Source organism: Aureimonas sp. Leaf427 (assembly GCF_001425485.1).
In the GTDB taxonomy this organism is placed as follows: Bacteria; Pseudomonadota; Alphaproteobacteria; order Rhizobiales; family Rhizobiaceae; genus Plantimonas.
Map to the genome: position 1 here is coordinate 33,088 of NZ_LMQW01000001.1, position 17,052 is coordinate 50,139.

Here is a 17,052-nt window from a genome sequence, read left to right on the forward strand (position 1 = left end):
TTTCATTTATTATGTCTTAATGACATGGCTGCCATGTTGAATTGATAGAGCCTGATGTGGCATCAGGGACGACGGGCGACGCGATCCGCCACAATGCCTACCTTCGAAATAGGCGACATGATGACGCCGAAAGCCGAGGAGTGACGGCCATAGTCTGCAAGAGCGAACGTTCGAACGAAGTTGCCGACATTTCGGTGCAGCGCTCGCTTATTGGGTCGGAAGGCCTCGCATCGTGATCCCGGACGCCGGCTTCGTCGTAGAACCCCCAGCACGGTCCTGGTCGCAACGGATCAGGAAAAGTGGACAAATCCTCTTCGTCTTCGCCCTCCTCGCAGCGGTACTGCCTTTCGGGGCGGTCACGCCTGTCGCCCTTTCCGTCGCGTTCCTCGTAACGATCGCAGCGGCAGGCCTCGGCTCGTTCGTTCCACCTTCCGGCCGTCGTGCCAGAGGGGCTTACGGCCTCGCTTTGGGCCTAGCGATCGGTATGTCCCTCTATCTCGTTTTCCAAGCCTCGAGCCTTCCCGGCCACGCCTTCGCCAACCCGGTCTGGTCAATCGCTCGATCACTGATCGGCGACGTGCCGGATGCGATCACCGTCGATCCAGCAGCGACGCTTGCCTCCATTCTGCCGCTAGCCATGCCCTTCCTTCTTTATGGGGCGGCGCTGGCCCTCTTTCCCAGCGACGAAGAGGCCTTTCGGCTTTTCGGTGTCCTGGGAGCGATCGGCACCGCGCTTGCGCTCTTCGGCTTCATACAAGTAGCGTTTCTTCCCAAAAGCCTGCTCTTTACGGAAAAGGTGGCGTATCTCGACAGCCTCACCAGCGTTTTCGTTAATCGGAACACAGCAGCGACGCTGTTCGGTGTTTCCGCGCTAGCCTGCCTTATTCTTCTGTTGCGTATGGTGCGCCAGGTTTCGGGAAGATCGGCACTCAGCCGCCTTCTGTTCAGCCCCACCTTCTCGCGCGGGCGCAGAAGTCGCGCGGCGCTTCTGCTTTTCTGCATCGCAGCCTGCCTGCTCGCACTGCTTTTGACACGCTCGCGCGGCGCTGCTCTTTCGACAGCCGCCAGCTTTCTGCTGGTCCTCCCGCTCCTGTTTCGCGAAATGGGCGCAGGCAGAAGTCAGAAACGGCGTCAGCGTTGGCTCTTCGGCGCGGCCCTGGCCCTGCTCGCTGTCGGCGGCGTGATCTTGGTCTTCGGCCAGCAGTTCGTTCTGCGTTTAGAAACGCGCGGCGTCGATACCTCCCGCCTCTGCGTCTATCAAGGGACGCTTCGGGCGTTCGAAGACAATTGGCTCTTCGGTACGGGCTTTGGTACGTTCGAAGCTGTCTTTCGCGGCTATCGCCCAGTCGGTTGCGGCTCAGCCTACGAGACCTTCCGGCAAGCGCACAACGTCTTCCTGGAAGGGCTTCTCGGAATGGGGATCGTTTTCGTCCCATTGGCCCTGATCGTCTACGGACACTTGGCGTCTGTCCTGCTCCATGGGCTGCGCACGCGTAAGCGGCTTCGCTTCGTGCCCATCGTCACCTTGGGCGCGGTGTTGCTCGTCACCCTGCACAGTCTGGTGGACTTCTCCGTACAAATTCCCGGCATGGCGGCAATTCTGGCCGCTTTTCTCGGCGCTGCCACAACGATCAGCCTCGGCCGGCCCAGCGGCGTGCGGCGCTCGCGCCTCGACCGCCGCTATACAGGCGCGGATTGAACCCAAACGGCTTTCGATCGATCTGCGGGATCGGGGATCCGGAGTTACCGCGGGGCCAGCGCAGACCGATCGCCTTCACGGATGGGCGCGCAGCTCAGACACTGGTGTCATTGCAATGCTTAGCGTCGGAACGCACCAATCGCATAGATGACGACCTCGCGGGCGGACCGAAAAGCCAGGATGGCGATCGCGGCAGCGTAGACCAGCGAGAAGAGAGCGCCGAGCAACAAGGCGGACAGGAAGACATTCTCGACCGGAAAAAGAGCAAAATGCCGGACGGCCAGCACCGCGCCGAATGCCAAGCCGGAAGCCAGGGCCGGCAGGAAGACCGGCAGAAGCAGGGCGCCCCAGCCAAGGCCGAGCGCCCTCAGGGTCGCGCCGAAGCTGAGCGGCGACAGGAGAAGCAGGGAGAAGGCATAGAGATTCACGGTCGAAGCGACGCTGTCCATGCGAATGAAATAAAGCGGCGGCAGGATTAGAATCGCCTTGAGCAGGCCGAGCCGCACCAGCGTGTTGGGCTTTCCGAGCGAGGTCAGATAGGCGACGTTCAAAAACTGGATGCAGTGGACGCCGCCGATCAGCAGCAAGGGCACCATCAACTGGTCCGCCCCCGCCCATTTGGCGCCGAACATGATGTGGTTGACCTCAGGCGCGAGCGCGGCTAGCGCGATGAAGATGGGCATGCCGAACAGGGCCGAGATCGAGGTGCTGCGTTCGTAAAGCCGGCGCATGCGCGGAAGATCCCCTGAAACCTTCGACAGCATGGAAAGACCGACGCTCGAAATGCTCGTCTGCAGCATCTGGAGCAGGAGCTGATAAAGGCGCGAGGCCACCGTGTAGAGGCCGAGAGCCACGGGGCCGTAGACGATGAGGATGATGAAATCGACGCTCTTCATCGTCACGAAGTCGAGAAGGTAGGTCGAAAGCACGTTCGCACCGAAACGGCCGATCTCGACGGCCGATTTCGCATTGGTCTCTCGCGTCGGCGTCCAGACCGGGCGCAACCAAAGCCATACGACGCTGGTCAACATCTGCGCGCCGAACTGCGCGATCAGCGCCCAAGTGCCGAAGCCGGCCAGCGCCATCACGACGCCGACGCCGCCTCCGATGAGAACGCCAGCAAGCGTGCGGATGGCGAGCGGACGAAACTTCAGCTCGCGCCGATAGAGTGCCTCCTGCAAAGCCGATAGCGTCATCAAGGGGCCAATAGCCGCAGAAACGGCGAGATAGGGGCCAAGGCCGGCGACGCCCATCTGGGCTGCGATCTCGTCGGAGAACAAAGCCATGCCCGAGGCCAGAGAGACCGACAGGGTCATGGCGGCGAAAAAGGGGATGGTCACGTCCGCCCGCGTCAGGCTCGGGCGCTGGACCAGAGCGTCTCCCAAGCCAAACTCGGCAACGAGGTGCAGGATTGTGAGGATCAAAAAGGCAGAGGAGGCGATGCCGAACTCTTCCGGCTGAAGCAACCGCGCCAGCAGCACGAAAACGACAAGGCCGAAAATCTTGCCGCCCCAGTTCTGGACCAACGACCAGAGAAGTCCGCTCACCGCCGTGCGGCGCAGGCTCGTTGTCTGGTTCATGGGTTTCCTTTCAAGCGCATCGTCGGCGAATGGGCCTGCACGCCCGTCGTCGCGAACGCGTCGGATCATCGACGCGGCGTTCTTCCTACTCGGGTTTGCACCTTAAGGCCATGAAGCGTGGCGAGGCCATCTTTCGATTGCGATGGTGCCAGAACGGATCGCCCGTCAGTTGGCATTGACGTCTGCGCCCTACCGTCCGTATCGCAACGCAGGAGCGGTGGCGTTTTCGCCGAAGGGGCCGGTTACAGCAGGCGCCGCCAAAGACGAGGGTTTTCTGCGGACGTGATCTTGATGAATCGCAAGTCGGTCTGGTGCCAAGGCAGAACACGGCCGATCCGGTTGTCGAGGACGAAATCCCCCGCCTCGGTTTTCACGACCAACACAGCATGTCCCTCCCCCGTCGAGGTCGTGGCGACCGCGATCCGCAGCGCCGAGGAGGGCAGTCCGGCCTCTAGAAGTGCCTGGCGTTTAGTTAGCGCGAAATCCTCGCAGTCGCCAGAAGCGACATTGGCGCTCCAAGTGTCGCCGCGCTCGTTGACGGGCCGGATGCGGCGGTTCACCTGGCGGTTCACGGAGGAGACGAGGGCCTTCGTGGACTCGGACCAGTCTAGAGTTCGCCCATCGCCGACCGGGCAGGCTTCGGGACTGCTGACGCAGTAGCGTATGAAGGAAAAGGGCGCGAGGACGCTGGCTCCCTCCCGCATCGGCTTGTAGGATCCAAGACCGTTGCGGGCGAGCCCAGCTGCCCCGCCGGCTGTAGCGGTCGTCATCGTCGCGACCGAAATGGCCAGCACCGATATCATAGATAGAAGCGTCTTACCGGTCGACATGTCGTCCTCCGTGATCTCTCATGGAGGACAGAAACACGCCGTCGCCTTTGATTGCGTTCAGCAAAATCGTCAAGTTTTAGAAGAATTAATGTCCATTACCGAATGACCAGCAACTGCGCCGCCGCGCGCGCAGGCATCGTGCAACCCACCGTACAGCCGAGTGGCCCGGTCGATCGGCCGGGTCAGCCACCAGTGCCTGCATCGAGACCGGTCGGCCCGACTTACTGCGTCCGCACGGTCGCGCCGGGGCGTCGAAGCTGGTTGGCGGGCGCGGATTCCGGCGGTACTGCGTTGCGCCGGTTGTTGCCGAAATTCTGCAATCGACGAAGCTGGATGAGATCGCGTTCACGGCCGGAGGAACGTCGCTCCAGAATCGAATCGTTCAGATCCTGCCGGTCTCGGTCCCGCAGCCTGTCCCGCGAGGTATGCGTCGCGGACGGGCTGGCTTCCTGAGCGAAAACAGGTCCGGTCGCCCCGAGAGACAGGATCGCGAGGCTGATGGCGGCAAGTCTCATAACAATCTCCATCGGACGTGAAATGCCGAATCCGTCAAGTCGGACACGCCGTCTATACGTAACCTTCATATAAGACGATGTTGGCTGGGCAGTAGCGGATGCGGCCCTGTCAGGCGGTTGAGAGAAAGCCTAACCTGCCTTGCTCGATGCGGACGGCGGTCAAGGGTCCGCCCAAGTAAGCGCCCGTGTCGACGTTGACGCGTATGTCGCTGACGAAGGGCTTTTCGGCCGGCGTATGTCCGTGGACAACCAATCGCCCGAACTCCGGCGCGACCGCCTCCAGAAAGGCCTTGCGAATCCATAAAAGGTCTCGCTCGGCCTGATCGGCCAGAGACCGTCCCGGCCGAAGTCCGGCATGAACGAAGATCTGCTCCAGCGTCGCGAAACTCGCGGGTAACCCCCGCAAGAATGCCTGATGCGCTTCAGGGATCGTCGCGACGATCTCGGCGACGAGTTCGACCTCGCTGAGACGCCGGTGACGCGACATGTATTGGATGTCGAATCCATAGGAGAGCAGCGTATCGTCGCCACCGAGTTGCAGCCATTCCGATGTCGAGATCCGGCCGTCGAGCAGATCGACGAAGACCTCCTCATGATTGCCGCACAAGCAAATGCGGGAGAAGCCCTTCGGCGGCTCGGACAGGAGATGATCGATGACGGCCGCGCTATCGGCACCCCGATCGATGTAGTCGCCGAGATAGACGATCAGCCGCGAGCCTGTGAACCCCACGCAATCCGCGATAATCGCCGCCTCCAGCGCACGCAGCTTGTCGACGCAGCCATGAATGTCGCCGACCGCATAGATACGGTTGGGCTGCATCGGCAGTTCCAGCCGCCGCCGGGGCGCGCGCTCCGGCAAAGCCGGCGCTTTGCGCTGAAGAGGCCACAGCGGCGTGAGCCGTCCTCGCAGTCGAGCCGCCCCTCGGCGAAGTTTTCGGTAGAGCGAAGAGGTCGCAGGCATGTCCGGCTCCGGTCCGCCCACAACGGCGGTGGGGAAAGGTGACCGCGCCTCGCGATGCTCCGGCGGCATTGATCGATGCGCTATCAGGCTAGGCATGGCATGTCCACGATCGAGCGTCCGCCAGCCAGCCGAACGCAAAGGCAGGATAATCCCTCTATCGAGGCAAGCGACCCCGACGCTGGCGGCAACGGCGAGCGTCAGGACTTAGAAGCCCTGGCTTCGCCTGCCGGCACGGACTTCTTTTCGTCCGGCGCCGTGCCGTCGCCTACGGCTTTGCCGGATTCGGCCTTTGCGATCGTAGGCTCTGGCCGCTTGGGGAATTCGAGGATGAGATTGTAGCTGAAATCGTTCATCCGCTCCTTGATGAAGCGGACGCTGGTGCCCTGATCGTCGAGAACGAAGGGCTGTCGCAGTTTCGCGCCGAGCAGAACTCTCTCGGGCGCGTGCCATGTCAAAGCAGCGAAGAGAGCGGCCACGCGCTCGGCCAGCAGAACCGCCCCCTTCTGCGCCTCTTCCTCGTCCGTCGCGGTGAGCTTCAGGCGCACGAAGCGTACATCGTCCTCACCGACCCCGCGCGCCATGGTGAAAAGACGAAATCCCGGCGCCTTGCTCTTGGCCTTGGAGGATCGCGCCTTTCCCCCGACCTTCACGGCATCCGGATCGGTCGGCGAAACGTCGAGCGTCGACAGACATTCCCATTCTCGAGCGCTGACCTGGCTGGGCGACCAGCCGCTCGACAGTTCACCGACCTTCAAGACCTCGCAGAGCGCAGCCGGTGAAAGGGTGAGACGGCGCACTGAACCGAGGTTCGGCGAAGCGGCGTCGCTGAGCGCTCGAACAGCGACAGGCAAGAAGACGGCGGAACGCTGCACCGGCGCCGACGCGACTGCGGATGCGGATGCGGATGCGGATGCGGATGCGGAAATCGTTGCGGTGCGAGATGATGAGACACCATCGCTTTCGTGGCCGGTGCTCGCGAGGACGGCGAGGGATATGCAGACAACAGCGCCCGCGACGCAGCCGAGCCGAATGGCCATGCCGGGTGGTCCCGACCAGAAACGCTCCGAGCTCTCGTCGTCGACGCTGTCGGCAGCATGCTCGACACGTCCGTCGTCCGGCGAGATGTCGTCCCAGTTCGGTTTCAAAACAGGCAACTTTCCCGTCAACGCTATCGCCGCGCACGGCAGGTGAGTTTCATGCAGTCCAGCGGTCCGCTGCCGCCCCACGCCGTTTTCCCACCTTATCCTTAGCAAGAGGTGGATGGCGGGGATGACGTCGTCCGCAGGTCTCTCGCCTATCCTATCTCAGGTCATCCCGATATTTGCGGCATTTTACGGACCGGACCGCCGCAATATCGTCCAAAGCAGTTCCTGCACCGGCAGCCCGAGACGGTTTTGCACGGCCAAACCACATCCTGGCAGCCGAGATGGCCAGGTCGAACCGCGAAAGCACCTCGAACATCGCTCGCAGACTTTGGAAACCTTCAGCGCCGAGAGCTTCGCGATTGCATCGAATGCGACGAATTTCCGGAAGGATTCCTAGATTTCGGCTTCCTAGAGTGCCGTCACCCGGGATCGATCTCAGCAGCTACGCCACTCGGCGTGTCACGGATCGGGACCACACCGAAAAGAAGTCTCGTCCAAGGAGGACCGCATGTCGATCCATGAAGTCGCTTCGGCTCGCGCCCCGCACGCGGTCCCCGGGGGCCGCGAAACGCGCTCGCAGGCCGGCTCATCCCTCGGCTTCAAGCCGCTGTCGATCGACTCGCTCGAAGGCCACCACATCCGCGGCATCGCGCTCGCGACGGCCGTCGCGGCATGGGGCGGCATCCTGCTGCTCCTAACAGCCGCCTGAAGAGGACCGCCCGACCGTCCCCCCTCCTCCTACAGACTTGTGACTTGATATTTTAGGGAAATCCGGCTGTTCTGCCGATCTCTGGCGGGCGCTGCTCCGTGGGTGCGTGGTCTAAGGACCCCTTGCCTATCGAGCGCGCCCCTCGCTGCGTTCCGGCACGGTCTGCCGCCCTATCACGGACGTCATCTTCATGCGCCTTCTTGCCCTGCTCATGCTCGCCGCAGGTCTGTCGGCGGCGGCGCTTTTGCCGGCTGGCGCGGCTTCCGCACGCTACGGCGCCTTGCGGGACAAGGGAGTGATGGTCCCGGCCGTGCCGCTGGACCGGATCGAGCGACGCTTCCAGCGGCAATCCGTTTCCTACGTCAGCGAACATCCCGCCGGCACGATCGTGGTCGATCCCGCCCGTCATTTCCTTTACCTGATCGAAGCCAAGGGCCGGGCCTTGCGCTACGGCGTGAGCGTCGGCAAAGGCGCCTTCGCGTGGTCGGGACAAGCCGTGATCGGCCGCATCGCGCCCTGGCCGCGCTGGACGCCGCCTGCCGAGATGGTGCAGCGCTCGCCGAGCCTTTCCAGCTATCAGATGGGGCTGGACGGCGGCATGTTCAACCCGCTCGGCGCCCGCGCGCTCTATCTATACCAGGGCCGCAAAGATACGCTTTACCGCATTCACGGCACTTCGGAATGGTGGTCGATCGGCGACGATGCCTCTTCCGGCTGCATTCGTATGCTGAATCAGGACGTGATCGATCTGGCCTCGCGCGTCGGACTTGGCGCCACGGTCGTCGTCCTCTCGAAAGGCAGCCCCGTGCGTCGCCGACCCTGAATGGTTATCCCGACCGCGATGCCGGTGCCGAATCCATCACGAGCGGCGGAACGGAGCCGAGCGCTCTTCCGCTCCTTTGCCCTCTGAACGATCCCGAATTTTTACAGCGCTTTTCCGTCGTGGGAAACAGCGCCTGAACTTCTTTTGCAGTGCAAAATTTTAAGCTTAACTGACACAAAATATCCAGGGTCAAGAGTGCCGGACAGGGGTGACGTGGGACCATGCATTTCAGCAACAGATCGAATGTTTGTGCCGTTAAAACGATGAATTAACCAGTCTGTCTTGCATTTTCCGTCGTGCGTGATGCAGGACTGAATCTGCGCTGCACCATAGTGACACGCTGCACCCGAGGGTGCTTTCAAAGATTGGGAATTCATGGGCTCTTACGGAGAACAAGGCGCCGGGCAGGCCTGGAACGTCTCGCATATGCAGGACGGCGCTCTCCGTTTCGAGGTCCGCGACGGCGACCATCCGATCATCGACGGCTCACCGCTGACGGCGCGTGAGCAGGCGACCGTGGTGTTCGAGGATGCTTTCGCCGCTCCGGTCAAGATCGGCTTCGATCTGACCATCGATCCGGGCGCTGCAAGCTCCGCGTCCTACCTGTCCCTCGCGCGCCTGACGGCCAATCTGCCGGGCGGCGCGGTCGGAGGCTCGGTGTTCGGTCTCGATCTCGCAGGCGAGCAGCTGACCGCCTACGTCGTTTCCTTGGATGCCGCCGGCGTTTCGACGACCCATCGGATTTTCTCGGCCCTCGGCGACATCGTGCGCGGGGCGACCTATTCGATCGAGGTGACCGCCGTTATCGATGCCGACGGTACGGGTCGCCTTGTCCTCGACATCAACGGCGAGCGTGTCGCAAACTATGTCGGCGCCATCGGCTCTGCCGGGCAGGACAGCGTTTCGTGGTCGGAAGGAATCCTGCGGGCCGCTGACGCCACGGAAACGATCAGCGCGACGTTTGCCCATCATTCCGTCTCGGCTGCGGAAACGACGTCCCTCCCTCTGCAGCTCGCTCAGCCGGATATCCCCACCATCAAGGTGGGCGACGTCGTCTTCGCGGACGGGGCGACGGACGGCTTTCTGGCGACGCTGACCGGCACGGGGCTGCCCGGCCTCAAGGTGGCGATCTATGCGGACGGAGCCTGGGCGACGGATGCCTTGATCGACGCATCCGGGCGCTACTCGGCTCACGTCGCCTTCGAAACCGCTGGCGTCCACGCGTTCACGGCCGTCGCGATCGATGCCGCGGGTACACGATCGGTCACGAGCTACGCAACGCGCGTTTTAATCGGCGACATAGAGACGGCCGCAACCTACTCGCGGATACCCTTCGCCCTCGCCTTCGACAACGAAGTGTTCGAGGTTGATTCCGCCCGCCATCCCTGGAGCATCCAAGCACTCGACGACGACTCGCTCCGGTTCGAGCTGCGGGACGGCGACCGTCACCCGTGGGATGCGCAGAATTGGCACACGGCCGAGCGGAGCGAGGTCTCCACCAGCCTGCACCCCGTTGCCAACGGCACCGCGATACAGCTTTCCTATGGCATGCTCATCGAACCCGGCGCCGCCAACACGGCTTGGTGGATGGTGCTCGGTCAGCTTCACCAAGATCGCGAGAGCGGCGGTCCTCCGGCGAGCCCGCCGGTTTCGGTCGTCATGATCGGTGAGCGGATGGGCATCCAGATCTCCTTCGGCACGTCCATCGACCCGCAAACCAAGATCCTCTTTCTGGATTCCTCCGATGTCGTACGTGGTCATCTCTACGAGATGCGGATCGCGGCCGTTTTCGATCCGACCGGCGCAAGCCATCTCACCGTCGAGCGCGACGGCGTCACTCTGGTCGACTACAAGGGCCCGCTCGGCTATGTCGAACAGACGGGCGTCTATTGGGCCGAGGGCATCTATCGCTCGGACAACGCGGCGGAGACGATCGCCGTCCAATATCACGACCTCGACATCGTCACCGGCGATTCCGCGACCTTCGCGCCAGAGGGGAGTCTGATCCAGGCACCCGTTCTCGACATATCCTCGGCCACTCTCTCGGATGACGGCACCGGCCTTCTCGTCCACATCGGCGGCACGGTCCTCGCAGGCAGCATTGTCACCATCCTGGAGGCGGGCATTGTCGTCGCCACCGTGACGGCGGATGAAAGGGGCTCCTTCTCGGCGGACCTAGCGCTCATCGGAACCGGCCCGCACGGCTTGACCGCCTATGCCACGAGCGCAGGCAGCCGGACCGGCCTCACGTCGGCACCAAGCGTGGTGCTCGGGACGACGGCGGAGGCCCTTGCCGGACGCCTCGGCACCCTGGCCGACCTGCAGGGTCTGCAGAAGATCGTCCTGACCGACGACCACGTTCTCCATCTGTCCGCCCCACTTCAGCTGACCTATGCCCTCGGCCGGGATGCCGCCGCTCTTGCGAAGGTCGAAGGCGGTCTCTCGATTGTCTACAGCCAGACTTACAGCGGTCGCACCTACGATCTTCAGCTGACGACCTACACGCAGGACGGCCGCATTCAGGAGATCGAGCGTTTCGCAGGCTCGAAACTCGTTTTCGAGGACGTGTTCGCAGCGAACGGATCGCATGTCGTGACCAGCGTCGAGCCGAACGGAGCCACCCTACGCTCCGTCTTCACGGCCGCGAACCAGCGGGTCTCGTCGGAAAGCTTCGATGGCGCGGGCCGGCTCGTTTCCACATGGGCGCTCGGCGCAGACGGTTCGCAGACCACGCACACCTATGCCGCAGCCACCGGGCTCGAAACGCGCGTCTCCGTCATCCATGCCGACAAGACGAAGACCGACACGCTTCTCAACGTCGAAGGTCGCGCCTACACGACGCAGATTACCGACTACGACGCCGCCGGCCACACGCTGGCGCAGCATCGGTTAGCTGCGAACGGCGTCACCATCCATTCGCAGATCTGGAACGCCGACGGCTCGCGGATCGTCCACACCTACGCCGCCGCGACCGGTCTCGAACTGAACTCGCTCTTGACCGCCGCCGACGGTTCGCGAACCACGACGCAGTTCGGCATCGCCAACAAGGCCTATGCCGTCGAGGCTCTGCACTACAACGCCGCGAACCAGCCCACGGGCTTCGATCGCTTCGATGCCTCGGGCATCCGCGTCGCCGCGGAGGTCTGGAACGCGGACGGCTCCAAGCAAGTCTACACTCTCAATGCGGCTGGCTTGGTGACCGGCTACAAACTGACGGCGGCTGACGGCTCCTACGCGAATGCCGTCTTCGTCTCGCCAGGATCGAGCGCCATCGCGCTTCTCAGCTTCTATTCCGCGGACGGCCATCTGACGGAGCGTCAAACCTTCGACACCGCGCATCAGCTTCAGACGGTCGAGATCTGGACGCATGAAGGCTTGTATAGCCTGAGGAGCTTCTCGGACCCTTCCGTAATTCGCGAGGCCTCCTACGACACGGCCGACCGCCTGGTCTCGCGCAGCGTCTTCGATCTGTCCGGCAAGCTCCTGACCTCGACGCAGTACGAGATCGACGGATCGCGCCTGACCAAGACTTTCGATGCTGCCGGCTTGGCGATGACGGAGCGAACTGTCTATGCGGACGGATCGCGTAACGAAACGTTCCATCACCTCGAAGGACGCGCGTTTACCGATCAGAGCATCACCTACGACGCGTCCGGTCGCCAAGTCGATCTCCACCGCTGGAACGGCGACAAGCTCGTCATGGTGCAGACCAAGGATGCGGATGGCTCCTTCACCAGCCTGTCGACGGATGGCAACGGCTTTCAGACCGCTTCGCACCGCAGTGTCGACGGCACGACGGAAACGAAGTTCCTCGATCCGAACGGCGCCCTCCTGCGCAGCCAGACGGCGTTTGCCGACGGGGCTCGGGAATGGCATTCGTTCGATGTCTCGACCGGCGCCGAATTGGCCTATACCATTCGGAACGTCGATGGCTCACGCGAAGTCGCGGATCTCGCGATCAGCGGACGGGCGTATGCGACGCAGCATGCCTTCTTCGACGCGGCCGGCAAGCTCACCGACATGGTCCGCCATTTCGGCGGAGACGACGGGCAGATCGCTCAGACCATGCATTACGGTTCCGACGGTTCGTCGGAGGTGTTCGCGTACCGGGTCACCGGCGAGGTGCTGTCCCATCTCGTCATTGCCTCGGACGGCTCGCGTGCGGCGACGAGCTTCAACTATGCGGACGCGACATCTACAGTTCCGAGCAGCATTCGCGAGGAGCATTGGAACAGCGCGGGCGTCAAGACGATCACCGACGTCGCCTCAGCCGACGGCGCGCACAAGATCACCGGACATGTCACCGGCCTGACCGTCGAATCGAACCACGGGGTCTCGGACGTGTTCTCGCTGTCCGGCGGCGATCTCTTCGTCTTCGGGCCATCGTCGGGCCACGACACGATCGTGAACTTCCATGCGGCCAACGGGCCGCTCCACGATACGATCGAGATCGATTCCCGCATCGCGACCTCCTTCTCCGATCTCGCTCTTCACGCTGTCGGAGAGAACGTCGTCATCTCGCTTGGCGAGACCGACTCGATCACCCTGACCCATGTCGCCCTTGCCGACGTGACCGCCGACGACTTTCGCTTTTTCTGATGGTCGTCGCGTCTACGGTACGCGGGGGAATGCAAGCGGAGGCGCTGGAACGCGGCCATTTTGAATCGAAACCGAGTGGTGCCGTCGATCTCGTGTAAGGATTCGGATCTTAGTCTATTCTTTTGGATGGCTTATGATTAAATCGGGGTCGAGATGACTGTTCCGTACAACGGCTCGAAATGGGGTGGTGCGGCCTACGGCTCCGCAGGCGGCGTGGTGACCTGGAGCTTCGGCCAGGGAGCCGGCAGCTTCTACGCTTTTGCCGGTGCTATCAGCGCGACGCTCGACATGTCGTCGGTGCGCCAAGCGTTCGATGCCTGGGAGAACGTCGCACAGATCGACTTCGTGGAAGTGGCGGACAGCATGGCCAGCAATATCCGGCTGGGCTGGTCCAAGCTGGACGGCGTCGGCGGACAGATCGGCGAGGCGGCATGGGCTCCCAGCGCGCAGGGCACGACCACGCATAGCGAAGTGGTCTTCGACATCGCGGAAATCTGGAGCGCCGGGCCGGTCGCCGGAGCGATCAATCTCTTCGCCGTCGCGCTTCACGAGATTGGCCACAGCCTCGGTCTCGGCCATGCCGACGAGATCGGCTCCATCATGTATCCCTACCTCAACAACCAGGGCACCCTCGCTCCTGTCGATATCGCGGCGATACAGGCGATCTACGGGCCAAGCGTCCCGAACCTGCCCCCGGTGCATCGCTACGGCACGCCGGCAGCGGACGTTCTCACCGGCACGGCGGCCAATGACGACCTGAACGGCCTTGGCGGAAATGACTCCATATCGGGCAGCCTCGGCGACGATCGCCTGAAGGGAGGGCTCGGCGACGATCGCCTGTCAGGCGACGACGGAAACGACGTTCTGAGGGGCGAAGACGGAAACGACGAGCTGCATGGCGGCGGCGGCAAGGACAATCTCGACGGCGGCGTGGGAGACGACCTCCTGTTCGGGGACGACGGCGCCGACGTTCTCAACGGCGGCGCTGGCGACGATCGCTTGAACGGTGGCCGGGACGACGACTTTCTCGCCGGCAGCGAGGGCGACGACGTGCTCGACGGTTCGACCGGAAACGACGAGCTGCATGGCGGCAACGGCCGCGACATTCTGAGCGGCGGCGGGGGCGACGACGTGCTCAGCGGCGGAGCCGGCGACGACACTCTGATCGGTGGGGCTGGCACCGACCGACTCTCCGGCGGAACCGGCCGCAACATTCTTTGGGGCGACGCCGGCAACGACATCCTGAGCGGCGGCAGCGACCAGGACGTCCTGCGCGGCGGCGACGGCGAGGACATGATCTTCGGCAATCTTGGCCGAGATCTTCTCTATGGCGGCGCCGGCAACGACATTTTCGAGTACCGCTCGGTCGAGGATAGTCTTGCGGGAGCCGCCTCGCGAGACCGCATCTTCGACTGGACCTCCGGGGACCGCATCGATTTCCGGCGCATCGTATCCGATACGCTGACGGCCCATTCGGATAGCCCAGATGCTTTTCAGTTCGTCGGTACGGATGCGTTCTCAGCCATCGGACAGATTCGCTACGCCATCGACGCGGTCGGCAACACGATCGTTCAGGTCAATGTCGACTCGGACACCGCAACTGCGGACTTTGAAATCGAGCTCAATCAAACCGTTGTGACGCTGACGGCGAGCGACTTTCTTCTCTGATCGCCGTGCGAAGTCCGGTAGGCGGAAATGCCGCCTGCCGCAACGAGAGAACGTCGTGACGTGCGAGGACACGGGCACGGGACCTCGACTCATCCGCCAAGCGGTTCCGGCGAAAGTGCCCAGAGATGGTCCTGCTTTTCGGACCAACTGGCGGAGATTGAGGAGAATGGAGCGCGGTTGTGGTTATGCCGCTAGTTTCTGAACGGTCTCGCTCATCGCATCGCCTTCGTTCGGTGCCGCATCCTGCAGGCTGGTATTCTACTCTCAATATTATGGCAGCTGATCCAAGTGCCAACGCCTTGCCAAGCTTCAGCGCCGGTCTCTGCCCCGCGCAAGGCCGGAAGCGTCCGAGAATGCTCGCCGCAGCGTGCCGATCGTACCGGGACCAAACCTCCGATAGCCTGCCGGCAAAAGCCGCCCCGTGCCAACGCGCCGGCTCCACCCCGTCGCCCGCCGCGTCTCACTCCAAAGGCCCCGCCTTGAGGCGCACGCGGTTTTCCGCTACGGGAGCCTTGGCGGGCCTGTAGCTCAATGGTTAGAGCCGGCGGCTCATAACCGCTTGGTTGGGGGTTCGAGTCCCTCCGGGCCTACCAAATCTGCATGAATTGATGGGCTAACTGGACCGGTTCGCCAGCCATGTTTCGCATTCGTTTGCGGACGTTTGGCGAACCTCACATTCCGGCAGGCCGCTCCGGCAGCCGCTCGATGATCCTGGCGCCCTGACACGGCACGACCGTCCGGTTCGGACGCTGCTCCCCCGCCGCCTTGCATGCAGCGACCGCCACGACGCCGTTGTTCGCCATCGCCATGATCTCGCCCGGCGTCTGACGAGCGGGACCCCACTCGCTGATGACGTAGCAGCAGGGCACCGCCTGTCCGCTTGCCGGAACGCCGACGCGAGACGCTTGCCGCACAAGAGGACAAGGCCGGCAACGATCTGCCGGTGCCCAGTCCAGCCGATCGCCCTGGCTTTTTCGGAGAGCCACAACGGCGGGTGTAAATGGGCCATCGTCGCCGCGTCCTTCGTCACGCGTGATCCATGGAAACAGACCACCCGACGACGCCGACACACCTCAACGGCTTCGCAGCACGAGCCCAACGAGCAGCGCAACCAGTTCGCCGTGCCGATGGACCCCGGTCTTCCGGAAGATCGCCTTCGTATGCGTCTTGACGGTGTTGAGGCTGAGGCCGAGTGCCTTGGCGGTTTCCTCCGCCGAACGGCCCGATGCCAGTTCCCGCGCGACGCGTGCCTCCGCCCGCGTCAGATCGAACAGTCCGGAAAGGACGCGCATGTCGGGAGGACCGAACGTGCCGACCGTGGTGACGATCATGACCGTGATCGCGGCGGAGAAAACGTCGCGAGCGTTGCGTCGGACGGGGACGAGTTGGATGACGAGTGGTGGCGTCCCGTCCCCGGCCGCGACGGGTATCGACAGCACCTCCGGCGTGGCGCCTGGCTTGAGACGCTGAACCATCGCTTGCAGGAGCTTGTTGGCGTCCGCATTCTGGAGGTGGAGACGGTCGCCCCAGCCCGTTCGAATCCGCGGCGCGAGCGCCTCGAGCTCCTGGTTCATCGCAAGGCATCGTCCGCCCTCGCCCAAGACGGCGGAGGGAAGGCCAAGCGAGGCCAAGGTTTGCGTGACCGTCTTTGCTTCTTGGAAGGCGAGGCGCGTCGTCATGAACGAAGCGCGTGCGAGATCGGACTTCAGTCGGTTCAACCGATCGATATCCGATGGGGTGAAGGGACCGAGATCATGCCGCCTCAAGAGATCGAACATCAACGTCGATCCGGCCGGCTCTTGGAAGAAGGCACCGGATGTCCACCCGAGACCTCTGGGCCTTAAGAAGGCTGTGTAGATCGGATCGACCTCGAGTTCGTCGATCGTCATCAGGTCGACGTCCCGCATGAAGACGGCCTCCCCGGTAGCCATATGCCGCTCCATCCGAACGTTCTGGGACGGCAGGTCCGTCCGCAGGAACTCCGCCAAGGGTTCGGCGATGACCGGGCTGCATACGGCGCGAAAGGAGCCGTTCGACGAGATCGACATCAAAGCCGTCGAGAAGGCGCCTACCTCCGCGCTGATCAGATCGCAGCTCTCCGGCCAGAGTTCCGGTATGATCGCGGCTTCGTAGATGCGATCTCGAAGCATCTCGTCATGTTCATTCATACGCCAAGACAGCCTTCCATAAGCGCGACTCGATACGCGTCGCCGAGGCGGGAACCTGGCGCAACAGAAATCAACCCGGATGAAGCTGGAGCTCGATTCCGCATACGCGAAAGGTCGACACCCGAGGAACGCGATGCCTCAACCGGCGACATCGATCGAGCCGACCTTAAACCGCTCCTTTCAAGGAACTAGTGGGTATTTCACCCTCTAGGGTGAGGCCGAGCATTTGCATCGTCGTTAGAACTTCCCTGTGCGCGAAGAGCATGACGGGAATGAACAATGACGGCCTTGCAGACTATCGAGGCAATAGCCGACGTCGATGGCCCATCGGAACGCCTGCTGACTGGCGTCATAA

At 63.0% G+C, this 17,052-nt stretch carries 12 protein-coding genes and 1 tRNA gene; 7 read left to right on the plus strand and 6 right to left on the minus strand.

Annotation, left to right across the window (positions count from 1 at the left end; genetic code table 11):
• The first annotated feature begins 232 nt into the window (after positions 1-232).
• Positions 233-1,699: an O-antigen ligase family protein gene (locus ASG62_RS00110; protein ID WP_056689476.1), complete on the plus strand. Its 1,467-nt coding sequence runs from the start codon at positions 233-235 to the stop codon at positions 1,697-1,699.
• 119 nt (positions 1,700-1,818) lie between these two features.
• Here the strand turns inward: ASG62_RS00110 and ASG62_RS00115 are convergent, their stop codons facing one another.
• The 4 genes from ASG62_RS00115 to ASG62_RS26095 all read right to left on the minus strand — a co-directional run bounded on the left by ASG62_RS00115 (position 1,819) and on the right by ASG62_RS26095 (position 6,730).
• Complete coding sequence (locus ASG62_RS00115) at positions 1,819-3,279, minus strand: oligosaccharide flippase family protein (RefSeq protein ID WP_056689478.1); 1,461 nt, start codon at positions 3,277-3,279, stop codon at positions 1,819-1,821.
• A 242-nt stretch (positions 3,280-3,521) separates the two neighbouring features.
• The gene (locus ASG62_RS00120; RefSeq protein WP_056689480.1) at positions 3,522-4,109 is read right to left on the minus strand and encodes a transglutaminase-like cysteine peptidase; all 588 of its coding nucleotides are present in this window, start codon (positions 4,107-4,109) and stop codon (positions 3,522-3,524) included.
• A 624-nt stretch (positions 4,110-4,733) separates the two neighbouring features.
• A complete protein-coding gene (locus ASG62_RS00130; RefSeq protein WP_082536946.1) occupies positions 4,734-5,585 on the minus strand; it encodes a metallophosphoesterase family protein in 852 nt (283 codons plus the stop codon).
• A gap of 197 nt (positions 5,586-5,782) precedes the next feature.
• Positions 5,783-6,730, minus strand: coding sequence for a DUF6030 family protein (locus tag ASG62_RS26095; RefSeq protein WP_156381900.1), 948 nt, complete (start codon positions 6,728-6,730; stop codon positions 5,783-5,785).
• A gap of 508 nt (positions 6,731-7,238) precedes the next feature.
• Between ASG62_RS26095 and ASG62_RS00140 the strand changes: the two genes are divergently transcribed.
• The 5 genes from ASG62_RS00140 (at position 7,239) to ASG62_RS00160 (ending at position 15,122) form a co-directional block, all read left to right on the plus strand.
• Positions 7,239-7,439, plus strand: a complete 201-nt coding sequence (locus tag ASG62_RS00140; protein ID WP_056689488.1) for a hypothetical protein — start codon at positions 7,239-7,241, stop codon at positions 7,437-7,439.
• 190 nt (positions 7,440-7,629) lie between these two features.
• Entirely contained in the window at positions 7,630-8,262 is a 633-nt protein-coding gene (locus ASG62_RS00145) for a L,D-transpeptidase (protein ID WP_056689490.1), read from the plus strand.
• 375 nt (positions 8,263-8,637) lie between these two features.
• Positions 8,638-12,861 (plus strand): heparin lyase I family protein, encoded by a 4,224-nt coding sequence (locus tag ASG62_RS00150; RefSeq protein WP_156381901.1) that lies wholly within the window; start codon positions 8,638-8,640, stop codon positions 12,859-12,861.
• A 153-nt stretch (positions 12,862-13,014) separates the two neighbouring features.
• Positions 13,015-14,529 (plus strand): matrixin family metalloprotease, encoded by a 1,515-nt coding sequence (locus ASG62_RS00155; RefSeq protein ID WP_082536947.1) that lies wholly within the window; start codon positions 13,015-13,017, stop codon positions 14,527-14,529.
• Between the two features lie 517 nt (positions 14,530-15,046).
• Positions 15,047-15,122 (plus strand) — tRNA-Ile (locus tag ASG62_RS00160).
• Positions 15,123-15,200: 78 nt separating this feature from the next.
• On the opposite strand, the gene ASG62_RS26100 is transcribed toward ASG62_RS00160, so the two are convergent.
• Together ASG62_RS26100 and ASG62_RS27355 are read right to left on the minus strand one after the other, a co-directional pair.
• Positions 15,201-15,398 carry a hypothetical protein gene (locus ASG62_RS26100; protein ID WP_056689493.1) on the minus strand — a complete coding sequence of 66 codons (198 nt, stop codon included), beginning with the start codon at positions 15,396-15,398 and terminating at the stop codon, positions 15,201-15,203.
• Between the two features lie 204 nt (positions 15,399-15,602).
• Positions 15,603-16,103 carry a helix-turn-helix transcriptional regulator gene (locus ASG62_RS27355; RefSeq protein WP_162245982.1) on the minus strand — a complete coding sequence of 167 codons (501 nt, stop codon included), beginning with the start codon at positions 16,101-16,103 and terminating at the stop codon, positions 15,603-15,605.
• A gap of 331 nt (positions 16,104-16,434) precedes the next feature.
• Between ASG62_RS27355 and ASG62_RS26915 the strand changes: the two genes are divergently transcribed.
• Positions 16,435-16,662: a hypothetical protein gene (locus tag ASG62_RS26915; protein WP_162245983.1), complete on the plus strand. Its 228-nt coding sequence runs from the start codon at positions 16,435-16,437 to the stop codon at positions 16,660-16,662.
• Positions 16,663-17,052 lie beyond the last annotated feature (390 nt).

Coding starts and splice junctions, on each gene's coding strand:
- ASG62_RS00140 (WP_056689488.1), top strand. CDS start 7,239: ATGTCGATCCATGAAGTCGCTTCGGCTCGCGCCCCGCACGCGGTCCCC.
- ASG62_RS00130 (WP_082536946.1), bottom strand. CDS start 5,585: ATGCCTGCGACCTCTTCGCTCTACCGAAAACTTCGCCGAGGGGCGGCT.
- ASG62_RS00115 (WP_056689478.1), bottom strand. CDS start 3,279: ATGAACCAGACAACGAGCCTGCGCCGCACGGCGGTGAGCGGACTTCTC.
- ASG62_RS00120 (WP_056689480.1), bottom strand. CDS start 4,109: ATGTCGACCGGTAAGACGCTTCTATCTATGATATCGGTGCTGGCCATT.
- ASG62_RS27355 (WP_162245982.1), bottom strand. CDS start 16,103: ATGAACCAGGAGCTCGAGGCGCTCGCGCCGCGGATTCGAACGGGCTGG.
- ASG62_RS26915 (WP_162245983.1), top strand. CDS start 16,435: ATGAAGACGGCCTCCCCGGTAGCCATATGCCGCTCCATCCGAACGTTC.
- ASG62_RS00155 (WP_082536947.1), top strand. CDS start 13,015: ATGACTGTTCCGTACAACGGCTCGAAATGGGGTGGTGCGGCCTACGGC.
- ASG62_RS00145 (WP_056689490.1), top strand. CDS start 7,630: ATGCGCCTTCTTGCCCTGCTCATGCTCGCCGCAGGTCTGTCGGCGGCG.
- ASG62_RS00150 (WP_156381901.1), top strand. CDS start 8,638: ATGGGCTCTTACGGAGAACAAGGCGCCGGGCAGGCCTGGAACGTCTCG.